Genomic DNA, 15,165 nt, shown 5'->3' on the forward strand with positions numbered 1-15,165 from the left:
AGGTGAGCATTATATGGGAACTCAATACGACGGCAGTGACGTATCGGTGATCTTCGCAGGGATGCGAATCGAACAGCTACAGAGCGTGTCGACGCCGGACGTGTCATATCCTGGCGAGTACGACCGGACACTGGGCGACGATGACGACGTCTTCGTGACCGACGATACGCCAGAAGAACTCGAGGGGGAGTTGGTTGTCGCACCGACATCCGGCTCGATCGACGACCTCGAGCAACACCTTCACGACCGGACGATCGACACGCTGACGATTCGGTTCCCACCGGATCACTCGCAGAGCAGCGAAACCTACTCCGGCACGGCTCTGACGGAGCGGTCGGACGAAGACTTCGACGGCGACGATTCGGACGACCGAACGTACAGCTTCGTCTCTGAGGACATCGAGTGATGACGGACCGAGACATCACCGAGTACGAGGAGCAAGAATGGCCGATCGAGGAGGGCGAAACGCAGTCGGAGATCGAGTACGAGTTCCTCAACGGAGGCTCGATGAAGTACCTCGTTCAGGACCCAGAGACGGAGACGATCATGTCGTTCATCGCGCCACAGATGGGCGAAGAGGAGAAGACGCAGTCCGAGCGCCAGTTCGAGCTGAACCGCGACTCGATCGTTGCGCCGGAGCTAACGATGGAGAGGTGGCGTGACCTGCGAACCGCGGACCAGATCGGGCTAACCAACGAGGTGTCGGAAGCCATCGGACTGGACCGTGTTTTGGGAAATGCCGTCGACTCGCGAGATCACCTACCGGACGAATTGCTACCCGAATAGCTCGCGAGTTCAACCTCAACTCGAGCGACCCCATCGGTGAAGTCCTCGACTGGCCGTGGCAGCGAGTAGTACTGTACGCGGAGTGTCTCAGCGAAGATGAGAGGGACCAAAACGAAGCAGCCCGCGAAGGGATGCCAGAGATCCCCGACTCCGTTGAAGGTATCGACGATATCCCGAACAAGTATCGTCCGTAACAGGGCCACTTCCACCGTGCTTGGCTCGGTACTTTAAGTCAGGAAACGTGACTCTCACGTAAGACGATGGTCTCGGGTGACGAGCACGAGTGCCCAGAATGTGGTAAAGCATTCGACAGCCACCAATCTATGAGTAGCCATCATGCTGGTCTCCACGGAGGACCACCGTTCACGAGTACATGTAGCGCAAAATACTGCAACGCTGAGTACTCAACACCGCCGTCTCAGAGTAATAAAGACAATAAATACTGTTCAAAAGAGTGTAGAACGTCGGGTGCTTGGCGAGACGAAGAGGTCATGGAAGCACTCTATCTGCTGAGGGGCATGTCGGTTTCTCAGATTGGTGATTATCTTGGTTGCTCAGGTCAGACGGTTTGGCGATGGCTGGATGAACACGGTATCGAGGCTCGACAAGCGAGTGAGCCGAAATACCCTCGGATTAGTTCAAAAGACTGGTTAGTAAAAACGTACGTCGAGAAAAACATGACCTCTGGCGAGATCGCAGAGTGGGTTGGATGCTCGAGTGGTGTGGTCTGGGAGTGGTGTCAGAGGCACGGAATCGACTGTCAAGAGAACGGATCTTGGCCGCGTGGCGAGGATCACCATCTGTACGGCGGCGGCGACATCAAATACGGTGAAGGTTGGAATAAAAAGAAAAAGGAGCGAGTTCGAGAAAGGGATGGTCGCGAGTGTCAGCACTGTGGCCGTGGTGAACAGGAGCACGTCAAACTGTTCGGAACGAAACACATCGTCCACCACGTAGTCCCGGCCAGATCGATCGAAGACGCTCAAGAACGAAATGCGATGAAAAACCTGGTCACGCTGTGCCGAGGTGACTGCCACAAACGGTGGGAGGAAATGGCACCACTACGCCCCATCACTTCTCGAGTAGAAGTTCGGGGTTGAACCCGTGATTCAATCAAACCGGTCGCCATCGATGGCGTCCTGGAGCTCGTTGAGATCGTTGTAGATCTCCTGAGCGTCTCTGTAGGCATCTTCAGCGCTACTAAAGAACGGATCAGAATCATCACTTGGACCAGGTGGATCCTGTCCGACGAAGGGCATGAGTCCGTTTCTGGAAGACCCGGCAACAGCAGCCATCGCGAGGAAAAAGTCGTTTACCTCCATGAATAGGTCAAAGTCCTCATCGAACCGGTCGCGGGCCTCTTCGGAAAGTGTATCATAGATATCGGCAGCCTCATCGAGTTCCCCGATGGCAGTTTCAATACGTTCGGCGGTCTGTTCGCTGGGGGCTTCGAGAACCTCGAGGTTCGATTCGTAGTACGACCACGCTTCAGCTTCGCTTTCTTCAAAATCCCAATCGTCGAGCGCTGAGTTACTTCCCAGACAGCCACTCAGGGCCGCGAAGCTAGCGGGTACAGCCATCGCGAGGAGTGAACGTCGGTTCATGCAGTGACGTATAGCCTGATTGATTAGTAAACTTTGGTTCACAATCCACCACAAACCGAGAAACTGAGATGACACAATCATGATTCCAGGAGGAGGCGGCGGCAATATCCGGCGGCTGGCGACGGTGATGACCGCCCAGGATAACGCCAGTGAGACACTCGACGACGTTGAGGAGAAAGGCGGTGAGACGGCCGAGTCCATGGAAGAAGTCGAAGAGAGTTCTGAGGGCGTCTCGAGAGGATTTGATTCGATTGATAGGGCAGGCGTTGCGCTCTCGGGGACACTCGCGGGAACTGGTGTCGCACTGCAGGGTGTCCTCGATAGGACATCTGAACTCCGCGGCAGCTTGGCTCTCACTGCAGGTATGATGGACGACGTCGACGGGTCGGTCGATGCGCTAGCGGCATCAATGTCAGATGCCACGTTCCCGACGCAAGACGTCGTTCTGACGATGGAAGAACTCCGGCATCTCGGCGTCGAGACTGAAGAGGAAATGGAGAACGTGGCGCTCGCAGCCGATCAACTCGCCGACGCGACAGGGTCGTCAGCATCGGTGATCGCTGGCAGCCTCGCGCCGAGTATTCAGGCTCTCGACGGCGATCTCGATGCACTTGAGGACCGTTCGGACGCCTTTACCCTGGCCCTGAACGACAGCAGGCTTGAGGCTCAAGACCTGAACAGTGTAGTTCAACGTTCCTCGCAGGAACTGCAGGAACTCGGCCTCACAAGCGACGAAACAGCCGGTCTGATCTCGATGTATGCTCAAGCGAATCAGGTTGAAGGAACACAAGCAGCCCGCCAGTTCAGGGAAGCGATTCGGGAATCCAACGGGGACCTCAACGAGCTCAAAGACGAACTCAATCTGTCCGAGGACGCACTCGATGAGTGGAACGAGACAGTGATGGAGAACGAGGGCGAGACCGAGCGCCTCGCAGATGAGTATGCCGAGACGAAGACGGTGATGGACGAACTGCGCGTCGTCGCGTCCGATCTGCAGCTGAGATTCAGTGGGGTACTCCAGCCGCTGAGCGCACTCCCCCCTGTACTTTTCGCTGCCGGGTCGGCAGGCCTGTTCTACTCGACGGTTCTGCAGTCGAGTGCAGTCCCTGCAACAGTCACCTCAACGGCAGCGACCACTGCGAACACCGCAGCACTGACCGGGAAGACCGCGGCGCTTCGCACAGCCTCTGGCGCACAGACCCTAATGACGATGTCGACCGCCTCGCTCGCGACGGCCACTCGAGCAAAGACGGCGTCGATGTGGGCATCGGTTACGGGCATGGGCGCGAGCGCAGTCGCGGCCCTGTCCGCTGCAAGTGCGAAGGGAATCCTGACTGCCGCGACCGGTGGCCTCACCGCGGGTGTCTTGGCTCTCAACGCGGCTCTCGGGCCGATCGGTGCCGCTTTCCTACTCGTCGGAGCGGCGACTGCTGCGCTGATCGGTCTGTGGAAGACCGATCTTTTCGGGGCGGGTGACGCAGCCGCTGGAGTGCTTGGTAGAATCCGAAGCGGGGCCTCGACGTTGGTCGCGATCGTCCAGGAACTCATCGGGATCCTGTACGAACTCGGCCGGATCGCTTTGACACTCCCGGTGATGGCGCTCCTCGCACCGTTCGCCGCGGCGTTGAATTTCCTCGAGGACCCATCGAGATGGCTCCAGGCAGGGCGGGAGATCCCGTCGATGATCGCAAGTGGGATCTCGAGCGCGGCGTCTGCTCCGATCGACGCTGTGAGCAACGTCGCCAGCGGCATCCGCGATCGTCTTCCGTTCTCGCCCGCACTCGCCGGGCCACTGCAAGACCTCGATCGCGTCGGCCCAGCTTTAGTAGGTACGATCACAGATGGGATCCGCGACCGAGCGTCTGCGCCCGTCGATGCGGTGACTGACGTCGCAAGCGGTGTTCGAGACCGACTCCCATTCTCACCCGCGCTCGCCGGTCCGCTCCAGGACGTCGATGAGGTCGGCGGTTCACTGATGGGGACGATCGCCGGCGACGTCGAAGGCGAGGGAGGCACATTGTCGTCAGCCCTCGAGTCGACGCTCGGTCAAACACCGCTCGGTGAAGCAGCAGGATCTGCGGCCGGTGCAGTCGGCGATGCCCTCGGTGGAGGCGGTGGCGGCGGTGGCGGCGAGCACATCGAGATTACGATCGAGGAGATCAACGCCGGAGGCGAGGGCTCGAGTGAGGAGAACATCCGTTCCGCCGGTGAGGATCTCGCCGGCAGAGTGATCGAGGAGATCTCGGAACACCTGGCACGGGAAAACAACTACGAGCCAAACGGCTCAGCTAACGGATCATGACCACAGTCACCATCGAAGACATCGTGTTTGACGGCATCCCGTCGTCGGATATCGATGTTGAAGGCGTCACGAGCGTCGACGACAGCGGAGCGTGGGACGCACCAGAGCAGGCGGTTGAAAAAGGGTTTGACTACTCGTCGTACAATCAACCCGAACCGATCACAGCATCGTTCGAGGCCTGGGCGACACCCGAGCACAGGGCGACGCTGGTCGAGCTTCGAGACGCTACTGAGCCGTTCGCGGCATCAGTCGATCAGCTCGTCCTCGGCTCCGCGAAACTGACTCAGTTGGACACGAACCGAGAGGTGAGTTCGGCGTCTCACTACCGCGTCACAGTAGAGTTTGAAGAGGTCCGAGAAGCCGAGCTCGAGACGGCCGAGATGTCGGTCGAATCGGACTCTGGTGACCTTTCGAGCTCGTCTGAAGACGCCGACGTGTCGTACGAACAGCCTGAAGAAGATGACACCGGGACGTCCGAAGAAACAACCGATGACGGCGGAATCGTCGGCGCGCTGTCGAGCGTTCGTGAAGGTCTCTCGGGGGTGCTGTAGATGGGGGAGATCATCCCAATTCCCGAACGGAGAGCCCGTGACAAACGGCCGATCAACATCGAGTTTCAACCACGATCGATGCCAGGACAGCGGTTCGCGATCCGGATGGACTGGAACGACGTCGCCGGCGAGTGGACGATGGAGATCGAGCACGTCACTCGCGAGCACAGGATCACCAAATCCGTGGCGAAGGCGTTCCGAGCGTACGAGTACGAAGAGTTCGTTTATTTCGTGTTCATCGATCCGAGTGGGAACGAGACGGAGATCACACCCGAGAACCTGGGCGACGAGATTCGGTTGTTTGCCTTCCCAGGTGAAGCAGGCCAGCCGCCGGATGAGTGGTAGTGATGGTGTTTCAACAGCACAGAAGCGTCCAGGCGGGCGATGTGAATTTGGACGGGCTCGATCTCGATATATCCGTCACGAAATCGAGCGATGACCCGCTCGAGTTCGAGGTGTCGACGTGGAACCTCAGCGAGGCCTCCTGGCGGAAAATCGATGAAGGTGACCAGTGCCGCATCGAACTCGGGTGGGCCGACGGGGAGATCGCGACGGTCTGCTTCGGTGAGATCACGAGCACAAAGCCGGAGATGGATGGAGGCGACCTCCGCTACCAGATCAAAGGCATCGACGAGTCGGAAGGTGCCACCTACGCCAGACCCGACGAGGACTGGGGCCAGAAGAGCTGGGTGAACACCTCACCAGACGAGATCGCCTCGGATATCTTCCAGTCCTGTGGCCTGACCGCTGCGGTCGAGCCGGTTGGAGGGAACATCCAGGGCGTGTGGTCGGCGACGCCAGACAAGCGCGCCCGGGACCTCGTCGACGAGCTGCTCGAGTACGCAGTTGAGATCTCTGGAGAGGCCTGGGAGTGGTACGCCGAGCAAGGGCGCGGCTACTTTCAACCTCGAAACCAGGAGACCGTCGATGCACCGGAGCTGAGCTACGACTCCTCGCTGGTCTCGATCAACGAAGCATCGAGTGAGGACGACGACGCCGAGCTCGAACTGGACTTCGAAACCATGCTCGACCCTCGGATCCGTAAGGGCGCGGCCGTCTACGTCGACGTCGATCAGCACCGCGGCGGCTACCGTGTGGACTCGTTCGAGTTCTCATCGGACACTACGTCCGGTACACACATCGTGAATGGGACGCTGATCCCCATCGACGCCGATTACTCAGTTGCATAATCATTATGCCATCAAACCTAATCTCGGAATTAAAGGGCATCGTCCGGTCAGAAGTACAGTCCGCTCAGACAGTAACGTTCGTCCGAGTTGAAGAGGTCGACGACGATCGACGGGCGACTGTCTCACTCAAGCGCGACAGCGACCTGCTGATCGACAACGTCCCGATCGCATCGACCTGGGCAGGCGATGGTTTCGGAGTCGTGATCCCCGTCGATCGGGGTGTTGAAGGGTTGGTTCTCCATCCGAAGGAGCCACTCGAAAAACAGATCCAGCAGCGAGGCGAGCAGGAGCCCGGGAGCGAACGCCGGTTCGAGCTCGAAGACGCTGTCTTCTTCCCGCAACTCTGGCTCGACGAGGACGACGTCCCAGACCACGAGGACGACGAGTTCGTGGTCAAGCACGAGTCGGGGAGCGAGTTCCGGCTCGACGACGATGGCGTCCATGTGGAGCCAGAACTGTTCGTCGACGGCATCGCGTTCACCGAGCACTCCCACGACTTCGACTACGACGGTGGTGGCGAGGACTCCTCGTCGCTCTCGGGTACTACCGAGGCTCCCGACGAATAAGACCGATTCTTCACAACACACGCATGAAATTCAAACGAACACTGGCCCAGACAGCGGAGGGTGACTTCCGCGTCGAGGGCGGTAACTTAGTTTTTACCGGCGGTGCCGCCGGTGTAGAACAGGAACTTCGAACGATGCTCGCGACGATCGAGGGCGAGGATCCGTTCAACCCCGATCACGGTCTCGCGATCCTCGAGGCCGCAGGGGCCGACCCAGCGATCATCGAACGGGGAATCCGATCGGCGCTCGAGGACGACGATCGCGTCTCGTCAGTCGATGCTGTCGATACCGACGACGCCGGAGCGAACCGGAAGACGACCGTCGATATCGACGTCACGCTCGTCGACGGAACGTCGGTCGGATTCGATCTGGAGGTGTAAATCACGATGAGTGAAAACAGCGATTACGGAGTACAGGACGATGGAACATTCCGGCGCAAGCACGTCGACGTCATTCGAGATGACGCCGAGCGTCGATTCAAAAACACAGCCGGAGAAGACATCGAGTTCAACCCGAGCTCGGGGCAACAGGCCATCATCGACATACTGACACAGGAGGCCGCTGTTCAGTGGATGGCGCTCGAAGAAGTCTACTACGCAGGATTTTTCGAGGATGCCTCTGGTGAGGCGCTTGATAAACAGCTGGCGCTCGCTGGCTTCAGTCGTCAACCGTCTCAGTCGGCGACCGGCGAAGTCGTCTTCAAACGCGACGATCCCGCCGACGACGACATCACGATCGACGAAGAGACCGAGGTGACTACGAGGCGATCCGACACCCGCCCGGCCATCCCGTTCGAAACGACTGAAGAGGTCATCCTCCAGGAGGGCCAGACCGAGGTCACCGCATCGATCGAAGCCCGGAAAGCCTGGCAGGTTGACCTCGATGAGGAGTGGCTCGGCGAAGAGACCAACATTCCCGCCGGTGAGATAACCGAGTTCGGGGATCCCGTTGCTGGTGTCGACGACGTCGAAAACGAACTGCCCACCGGAGACGAGGACGAAGGCTTTCAACCAGGTAGAGATCGGGAGAGCGACGCCGAGTTCAGACTACGCTACCAGAACTCGCTCGCCGAGGGTGGCACGTCGACCGCGCCGGCGATGGAATCGAGCGTCTACAACTACGACGAGGACATCATCGACGTCCGAATCGACGAAGTCCGAGACGAAGACGAAGGGTTCGGACCGCGAGTCACGGTGTTCGCACCGGAGATTGAAGACGATGATATCGCGCAGGCCATCCTCGAGGCGCGTGGTGCTGGGACCGAATCGATCGGTGAAGAGAGTGGAACGGCAGAGTTCGACGCTGGTGACGAGAGTACGGAGCACTTCGACCGGGCAGAAGAGATAACGATCTACGTCGACGCAGAACTCACGACGTCAGATTCGTTCTCCGATGACGACATCGACACGATCACCGATCGGATCATCCAGTACATCGGCGGCGAAGCCGGTGACGACATCGTTTATCCCGGTCTGGAGATCGGAGACGAAGTGATCTACGACCAGATCTTCCGCCGCGTGATGGAAACCAGCGGCGTCATCGAGGCAGACCTCGAGGTCGGTACTGACGAGGAGGACCTCGACACCGAGAACATCGACATCGACGACCGTGAGGCGGCGATGACCGGCCTCGATGAGGTATCCATCGATGAGTCGTGAGGATGTCCGCGAGCGCCTCGAACGGACGCTGAACAGTCCGTACCCGACCGACGGCGATATCTGGAACGCGATTCTCGAAACGTTCGCCGCCGAGTTCGCCGAGCTTGAGGAGGCCCGTGAGCAGGTCCTCGAATCGAAGTTCGTCACCGATGCAACCGGCGAGCAGCTGGACCGTCTCGGGACGATCTTCGACTTGGACCGCCAGCGGGGCGAACCCGACTCGAACTATCGAGCCCGACTGCAGGTTGCGTTGCGAGCACAGCTGACGTCGGCGACCGTCGACGAGATCCGCGACGTCATCGCAGTCCTCCTGGACATCGATGCTGCCGATGTCGAGATCGAGGAGCCGTACGATCGCGAGCCGATGCACCTCAACGTCAGCGTCGACGGTGAGGCGCTGGACGATGCAGGGATTGGCGACGACGAGTTCATCTCCGTCGTCGATACCGTTGTCGCGATCGGCGTCTCGGTCGGCCTCCTCATCGAGTTCGACGTCGAGGAAATTGTCGGCGTCCAGGACGACGTCTCCGCCGAGATCGACACGGTGCAGACGGCGTACGTCGACGACGCGCGGACGAACATCGACACACTCAGTTGATCCATGACTTCAGTAACAGCAAGCGAAACGGTCAGCCTGGCCGATAACGTTCAGGTCGACCTCTACGACGCAGACGAATTGGCGAATCGCATCCCCGGCTGGGAAGCGATGACTGACCGCGAGCGCCTCGGCGCACTCGAGGACGTCGACCCGGTAGGCGAGTTCTCCGAGCACAACGTCACGACGCTCGAGTACCGAACGCATCTCGCCGAGTTACTCAACCCGGACGTCGACGTCGATCCAGTCGAGGCAACGCACCTCGCGTTCGGCGATGACGATACGCCGCCGGACGAAGACGACGAGGAACTCGAGGGCGAGAACTACCGGACGGAACTCAGCGACATCATCCAGGAGGTCGAACGCTACCGGACGATCACGCTTCTCGGCTCCGACGACGCGGTCGGAGACGAGCTGATCGAGTCGGGACTGGTCACGGCCGCCGACCCCGGCGACGCCGGGGACATGCTCGTGAACCGCGTCATCCTCGACGACGATCGCCTCCGGCCGAAGACGACCGATCACGCGGTCCGGATCCGGGTCGATATCAGCTACCACGACGTCGCCGACGAGACGGTGGTGAGCTCATGACCGAGCGCGTCCTTCCCGGCGCCTCCGGCTCGAACCTCTACGGGATCGAGATGGCAGAGGCCTGGGGCCAGTACAGTGATGGATGGATCGTCCCGGCGAGCGACCCGACGAAGTCCGCCCAGCGGTACGAGGACATCGACGAGACGGTGTTCACGGCGTTCGAGGTCACGTACAGTAGCGAAGACCTGACTGTGGAGATCGGGCCGGGTGAGGCGTTCGTCGACGGCCTCGTGATGCTCGACGAACCCCGTGAGATCACACTCGAGGCCAACACCCAGGACCAAGAGGTCGCGATCGGGTGGGATCCCGACGCGATTTACCACTCCGATGAACACGACACTCGCGACGAGGCCGACCGAGTCCTGGTCGACCTCGCGAGCGAGATCGACGACGATGACCCGTCGGTCGTGATCTGGAGCTTCGACACTGACGGCAGTGGCGTCGTTGAGGCACGAAACGAACGGTACATCGGGCCGGTCGTCAAGGCCGGAAAGGTGACCGTCGAAACGATCGAGGACCTCCCCAGCGCCGAGGACTTCCCCCTCGGGACGGAGTTCTTCGTGGAAGAGGAAAACCAGAGCTACGAGGTAACACAAGATGAGTAAAATCTGGGAACCGAGCGGTGGCGTCGACGACAAGGTCCTCTTTGGGATGTACCCCGAGGACCTCGACGCCCAGGATCGACAAGAACTGTACGCTGAGGCGTTCGAGGATATCGTCAAGTCCTACTCGACGATGGCGACCGCCTGCCGGTATCAGGCGATCATCGATGAGATGATCGACGACGAAACTCGAGCCCAGCTGATCGCTGACACGCAGGCGGCGATGGAAGCGGTCAGTATCGCCCGGACCGCGATGGACTCGATCAGCGAGTCGTCCACAGCTATGGATCCGATCAGCGTGTCCGACGTCGCGTTGGATACGATCTGGGAGAGCGAAATCGCTTGGCAGATCGTCCGAGACGTCGCGATGGCGGTCGGAAAGTTCGTTGCTGGACTGGTCGAACTCGACGGGGCGGACTACGCCGATATCGGCGAAGTCGCAGACGACGCGGCCGCGATGGATCTGGTCTCTGTCGACCAGCGGGCAATGGATGCGGTGAGCGTCTCCCAGACGGCGATGGACGCGGTGAGCGTCTCCACCGTCGCGATGGAGGCAGTCGCCGCCAGCGCCCTCGCGATGGACGCGGTGATCGCTTCAGACGATATCGCGTTACCGACGATTGTCGAAGAGGAGATCGCGATGGACGCGGTAAGTACGTCCGAGACGGCCATGGACGCGGTAAGTACGTCCGAGACGGCCATGGACGCGGTAAGTACGTCCGAAACAGCGATGGATGCGGTTGGGGGCTCCCAGACGGCGATGGACGCGGTTGCGGCGTCCATCATCGCAAGAACCGCTGCGATTTCCAGTGCGTACACGTACGACACGATCTGGTCGACAGACCTCGCGAGCGGCACCATCTGGGACACGGGCGACTTCGCGAACGACCCGACGAACAGCGGTTGGTGGAGCCAGTCGTTCGATCTCTCGAACAGCAGCACCTTCAGCGTCTACACGAGGGCGGACAACGGATCGCCTGATCTGAAAATTAAGATCGGTGGATCGGAGGTATTCGGCACAGACAGCGACCACTCCTCTTGGACTGAGCGGAGCTTTGACGTCTCCTCGTACAGCGGTGAGACGACGATCGAGCTCGGGCTCGAAGGCTACGACAACAGTCCGGATGACTATATCTCGGACCGGTACAACGGTCGTTCAGGCGGCGAATCTCTTTACATCCGAATGGAAACGTTCGGCAGCGTTGGTAGTTCGTCTGAATATGCCGAGTTCAGCGACATGAAACTCGAATAACCGATGGAACTCATTTTCACACCGGAGGATTCCGGCACGAAGCGGGCGAGTGGCTACGCGACCGTTCCATACTCCAGCGATGCGGAGGACGAGACGGTCGTTGAAACAACTAAAAGCGAGCTTGCGGCAATCTTCGAGGCGGCGAAGTCTGACGGTAAGACGCTCTCTAGCGTGGATGAGGGGATCGGGGCAGCAGTTGAGGATCCGCTCCCCTACCGCGACTTTCTAATTCTCAAGAACGGCGAGATCGTCTTCGACGAGGGATATACTCGTAGCAACGAATAAATGGCCAGATAGGTCACCAGTGTGACCGGCGTGGTGTATGTCCAAAGAGAGACATGCCCACGAAGACGCACTGAACGAGACCGAATTCCAGAAACTCCTGGACGGCGCGCACCTTCTGACGCCGCCCGCGAACCTCGAAGCCACGTTCGTCATCACGATGAGCGGGAAGCTCGGGATGCGGATCGGGGAGATCGCCCACATGAAGCGGACCTGGGTCAAGCCCGACCAAGGCCTGATTGAAGTTCCGAGCCACGAGCCCTGCGAGAAGGGGCGCGACGGCGGCCTCTGCGGCTACTGCCGGCGCCAGGCCAACCGGACCTACCAGAACGATCCCGAGAACCGCGATCTCGACGAGCTCCTGAAGTCGTACTGGGAGCCGAAGACAGAGGCGGCCGAGCGGGCCGTCCCCTACGAGTTCGATGAGGACGTCGAGGACGTCGTCAGCTCGTTCTTCGAGTACTACTACGAGGTTCCGTTGAGCGTCAACACCTGCCGCCGCCGCGTGAAGGATGCAGCTGAGGCCTCGGACCTCAACCGCCGAGTCTACCCACACGCGCTCCGTGCAACGGCTGCGTCGACGCACGCGTACGAGGGCCTCAACATCGCGTCGATGAAGGCGATGATGGGCTGGGCGAAGCTGTCCACAGCTGAGAAGTACATCCGGATTTCCGGTGGCCGAACGAAGCGAGCTCTACTCGAGATCTACGGCTGATCGCGCCACTTCATCCTTCGTTTTGGTTGCGTGAGTAACTCTCGTCGAAGACGATCTCGCCGTCCCTAAGGATGAGGTAATCGCGGTACGAGAGGGGATCATCGACAGCAGTGTCGATCGATTCGTCAGCACCTTTGAGTGTGGCTCCGTTGTCCTGAGCCTCCTGAAATACGCTTGCGAGCACGTCTTCTGTGATTTCGGCGACCGTTTCCTCTTCGCTGTCACTGGAGTATGGAACGGTCGCGTAGCCACTCGCCCGGTTCGTGCCGGAGTCATCCGGTGTGAAGATCAGTTGCATTGGTTCAGATCAGGTTTATATTGCTGAAGTAGGTCATCCAGTCGCCGCCAGTCCACGAATCAGTATCCGTGAAGAACAGTACGTCGTGGGTACCACTGTACTCCGAAACATCTACGCTCCGATTCGTCCAGCTGCTATTCCCGCTATTCGAGAATAGGGTGGATCCGTCAACCTCGACTCCGTGATCAATACGAGAGTCAGGGACGGAGTCGGCTCGCATCTCGAACTCGAGCGTGGTCGCGTTGCTCAGATCCAACTCCAATGTGAGACCACGACGGTAGGGATCGTCGGAATCAACAACCTCGATTTCGAGGGCCGACGTAGCGTTTCCAGGGAGACTGATGTCGCTTCCGTCTTCGATTCGGAGGTGTGTCCCAGACGATCCTGAACGGCTGTCGTCGTAGGTGTGCGGGAGCGTCGGTGAACCTCCCTCTTCGAGGATAGTCCTTGCGCCCGGAGACGCCGCCCAAAGAGAGGAAACAGCGTAGTCAGAGTCGAAGACGGCACTTCGCGGCATGATGGACGCCGCAACCGCGTCCATCGCCGTCTGGGAGCCCGCAACCGAATCCATCGCCGTCTGGTCAGACGCGACGGCATCGATATCGGCGTAATTCGAGCCCTCCAGGCCCGCTCTGGCGGCTACAAACTTCCCGACCGCCATCGAGACGGCAGCAACGGTGTCCCAGGCAAGCTGCGAATCCCAGATCGCATCCATCGCGAGGGTGGAGGCACTTACCGCGTCCATGGCCGTCTCGGACGTACTTACCGCGTCCATCGCGGTGTCGGACGTACTTACCGCGTCCATGGCCGTCTCGGACGTACTTACCGCGTCCATCGCGGTCTGAGAGGAGGCGACATCGTCGATATCGGCGTAGTCATAGCCGCTGAGGCCCGCTCGGCCCACAGCGAACTTCCCGACGGCCATCGAGAGGTCGCGGATCATCCCCCACGCAACGTCGCTCTCCCAGAGCGAATCGAGCGCGAGATCGGAGAGACTGACCTCGTTCATGGCCGTCTCAGTTTCGACGATTGTCGGTAGCGCGATGTCCTCCGAGGCGATCGCGGCATCCATCGCGATAGTGGAGGCGGCGACTGCCTCCATCGCGACGGCGGACGCGCTCACCGCGTCCATTGCCGTCTGGGAGTCGCTCACCGCGTCCATTGCCGTCTGGGAGTCGCTCACCGCGTCCATTGCCGTCTGGGAGTCGCTCACCGCGTCCATTGCCGTCTGGGAGTCGCTCACCGCGTCCATTGCCGTCTGGGAGTCGCTCACCGCGTCCATTGCGGTCTGCGACGTGCTCACCGCGTCCATCGCGATCTGGCTCTCGACGACAGCGGGGAGCGCGATATCGTCCGAATCGATCACGGCCTCCATCGCGACGATGGACTCGCTGATCGGATCCATCACGAACTAACCCAGAAACCCACAACCAGTACGATGAGTTACAACTCCATCGACGTACAGACCGCAGTTGCACAGACCGGAACCGCGCTCGACGAGATCTCGCGGTCCGAACCGCTGACGATCGCGGCGCCGCTGTTCATCATCCTGGCGACGTACGTCCTCTTTTACGAGGGTCTGCTCTGGTCCATCGGCACCGACGGCTGGCGCGGGATTCGCTCGCAGCTTCCGCTGTTGGACAAGCTGGCCGAGTCGGCTGGAGCGTACACTCACTACGAAATCGATCCGGAGCGGGAGACGGTCGGCGTCCTCGAGCTCGACGTCGACGAGGCGATCGACGTCTTCCAGGAGGACCACGGCTACCTGGATGGACCGGTGGCCGCGCACAAGGGCCTCCCGGACGGTCGCCAGGAGGCAGCGTCGCTGGTCAAGTACGGCTTCGAGAAATACGACATCTGGTTCGACGCAGAAGTGATCGAGGGGATGCCGCCGGGGATCCGGTTCCTCGTCATCTTGCTGATCCCGAGACAGCGTCACGCGACGCTGTTCCCGGGTGAGGAGCCAGGCGAGACGCTGGTCACCGCCCACCAGGAGTACTCCGCTCACAGCGTGTTCTTCGCGTACTGGCACTTGATCGCGAAGGGGATGGACATCGACCGCGGCGTCCGCGAGGTCACGGACGAGCTGAAGGAACACGACCGATTCGAGGCGACCTCGAGGGCAAAGGATCTGTGGCTTGAGTGGTTGAAGGCTCCGCAGTGAGAAGACGAC

Annotated in this window: 20 protein-coding genes; 17 read left to right on the top strand and 3 right to left on the bottom strand. The window is 60.1% G+C overall.

All coding sequences use genetic code 11. The annotated features are described in order from the left end of the window. Positions 1 to 13 precede the first annotated feature (13 nt). The 3 genes from NMAG_RS20470 (at position 14) to NMAG_RS21325 (ending at position 1,886) form a co-directional block, all read left to right on the top strand. Positions 14 to 406 (top strand): hypothetical protein, encoded by a 393-nt coding sequence (locus tag NMAG_RS20470; RefSeq protein WP_004268265.1) that lies wholly within the window; start codon positions 14 to 16, stop codon positions 404 to 406. Further along, a complete protein-coding gene (locus tag NMAG_RS20475) occupies positions 406 to 786 on the top strand; it encodes a hypothetical protein (protein WP_004268266.1) in 381 nt (126 codons plus the stop codon). The genes NMAG_RS20470 and NMAG_RS20475 overlap by 1 nt, the downstream gene beginning before the upstream one ends. Before the next feature lie 323 nt (positions 787 to 1,109). Then, on the top strand, positions 1,110 to 1,886 hold the full coding sequence (locus NMAG_RS21325; RefSeq protein WP_004268267.1) for a helix-turn-helix domain-containing protein: 777 nt from the start codon (positions 1,110 to 1,112) through the stop codon (positions 1,884 to 1,886). Positions 1,887 to 1,895: 9 nt separating this feature from the next. Here the strand turns inward: NMAG_RS21325 and NMAG_RS20485 are convergent, their stop codons facing one another. Then, entirely contained in the window at positions 1,896 to 2,390 is a 495-nt protein-coding gene (locus NMAG_RS20485) for a P-loop NTPase family protein (RefSeq protein ID WP_004268268.1), read from the bottom strand. 79 nt (positions 2,391 to 2,469) lie between these two features. Between NMAG_RS20485 and NMAG_RS20490 the strand changes: the two genes are divergently transcribed. Genes NMAG_RS20490 through NMAG_RS20550 form a run of 13 tightly spaced genes read left to right on the top strand, consistent with a single transcriptional unit; the run spans position 2,470 to position 12,694 of the window. Next, positions 2,470 to 4,692 (top strand): phage tail tape measure protein, encoded by a 2,223-nt coding sequence (locus tag NMAG_RS20490; protein WP_012997004.1) that lies wholly within the window; start codon positions 2,470 to 2,472, stop codon positions 4,690 to 4,692. Beyond that, positions 4,689 to 5,243: a phage baseplate protein gene (locus tag NMAG_RS20495; RefSeq protein WP_004268270.1), complete on the top strand. Its 555-nt coding sequence runs from the start codon at positions 4,689 to 4,691 to the stop codon at positions 5,241 to 5,243. Before NMAG_RS20490 ends, NMAG_RS20495 begins: the two co-directional genes overlap by 4 nt. Continuing rightward, positions 5,244 to 5,588, top strand: a complete 345-nt coding sequence (locus NMAG_RS20500; protein ID WP_004268271.1) for a phage baseplate plug family protein — start codon at positions 5,244 to 5,246, stop codon at positions 5,586 to 5,588. Positions 5,589 to 5,629: 41 nt separating this feature from the next. After that, on the top strand, positions 5,630 to 6,433 hold the full coding sequence (locus tag NMAG_RS20505; protein WP_237076867.1) for a hypothetical protein: 804 nt from the start codon (positions 5,630 to 5,632) through the stop codon (positions 6,431 to 6,433). A 5-nt stretch (positions 6,434 to 6,438) separates the two neighbouring features. Further along, positions 6,439 to 6,999 carry a Gp138 family membrane-puncturing spike protein gene (locus NMAG_RS20510; protein WP_004268274.1) on the top strand — a complete coding sequence of 187 codons (561 nt, stop codon included), beginning with the start codon at positions 6,439 to 6,441 and terminating at the stop codon, positions 6,997 to 6,999. Positions 7,000 to 7,022: 23 nt separating this feature from the next. Beyond that, positions 7,023 to 7,379, top strand: coding sequence for a GPW/gp25 family protein (locus NMAG_RS20515; RefSeq protein WP_004268276.1), 357 nt, complete (start codon positions 7,023 to 7,025; stop codon positions 7,377 to 7,379). A gap of 6 nt (positions 7,380 to 7,385) precedes the next feature. Further along, positions 7,386 to 8,657, top strand: coding sequence for a baseplate J/gp47 family protein (locus NMAG_RS20520; protein WP_004268277.1), 1,272 nt, complete (start codon positions 7,386 to 7,388; stop codon positions 8,655 to 8,657). Then, on the top strand, positions 8,647 to 9,255 hold the full coding sequence (locus NMAG_RS20525; RefSeq protein WP_004268278.1) for a hypothetical protein: 609 nt from the start codon (positions 8,647 to 8,649) through the stop codon (positions 9,253 to 9,255). The genes NMAG_RS20520 and NMAG_RS20525 overlap by 11 nt, the downstream gene beginning before the upstream one ends. A 3-nt stretch (positions 9,256 to 9,258) precedes the next feature. Further along, entirely contained in the window at positions 9,259 to 9,843 is a 585-nt protein-coding gene (locus NMAG_RS20530; RefSeq protein ID WP_004268280.1) for a hypothetical protein, read from the top strand. Continuing rightward, positions 9,840 to 10,448: a hypothetical protein gene (locus tag NMAG_RS20535; RefSeq protein WP_004268282.1), complete on the top strand. Its 609-nt coding sequence runs from the start codon at positions 9,840 to 9,842 to the stop codon at positions 10,446 to 10,448. The genes NMAG_RS20530 and NMAG_RS20535 overlap by 4 nt, the downstream gene beginning before the upstream one ends. Then, positions 10,441 to 11,697 (top strand): hypothetical protein, encoded by a 1,257-nt coding sequence (locus tag NMAG_RS20540; RefSeq protein WP_012997005.1) that lies wholly within the window; start codon positions 10,441 to 10,443, stop codon positions 11,695 to 11,697. The genes NMAG_RS20535 and NMAG_RS20540 overlap by 8 nt, the downstream gene beginning before the upstream one ends. 3 nt (positions 11,698 to 11,700) lie before the next feature. Next, a complete protein-coding gene (locus NMAG_RS20545) occupies positions 11,701 to 11,982 on the top strand; it encodes a hypothetical protein (protein WP_004268286.1) in 282 nt (93 codons plus the stop codon). A 37-nt stretch (positions 11,983 to 12,019) separates the two neighbouring features. Further along, positions 12,020 to 12,694 carry a tyrosine-type recombinase/integrase gene (locus NMAG_RS20550; protein WP_004268285.1) on the top strand — a complete coding sequence of 225 codons (675 nt, stop codon included), beginning with the start codon at positions 12,020 to 12,022 and terminating at the stop codon, positions 12,692 to 12,694. A 10-nt stretch (positions 12,695 to 12,704) separates the two neighbouring features. Here NMAG_RS20550 and NMAG_RS20555 read toward each other — a convergent pair whose 3' ends face one another. Together NMAG_RS20555 and NMAG_RS20560 are read right to left on the bottom strand one after the other, a co-directional pair. Further along, complete coding sequence (locus NMAG_RS20555) at positions 12,705 to 12,992, bottom strand: hypothetical protein (protein ID WP_004268284.1); 288 nt, start codon at positions 12,990 to 12,992, stop codon at positions 12,705 to 12,707. Between the two features lie 4 nt (positions 12,993 to 12,996). Further along, the gene (locus NMAG_RS20560; protein WP_012997006.1) at positions 12,997 to 14,397 is read right to left on the bottom strand and encodes a hypothetical protein; all 1,401 of its coding nucleotides are present in this window, start codon (positions 14,395 to 14,397) and stop codon (positions 12,997 to 12,999) included. Positions 14,398 to 14,430: 33 nt separating this feature from the next. Here NMAG_RS20560 and NMAG_RS20565 point away from each other — a divergent pair, with 33 nt between their 5' ends. After that, the gene (locus NMAG_RS20565; protein ID WP_012997007.1) at positions 14,431 to 15,156 is read left to right on the top strand and encodes a hypothetical protein; all 726 of its coding nucleotides are present in this window, start codon (positions 14,431 to 14,433) and stop codon (positions 15,154 to 15,156) included. Positions 15,157 to 15,165: the final 9 nt, after the last annotated feature.

The organism is Natrialba magadii ATCC 43099, from assembly GCF_000025625.1.
GTDB classification, from domain to species: domain Archaea; phylum Halobacteriota; class Halobacteria; order Halobacteriales; family Natrialbaceae; genus Natrialba; species Natrialba magadii.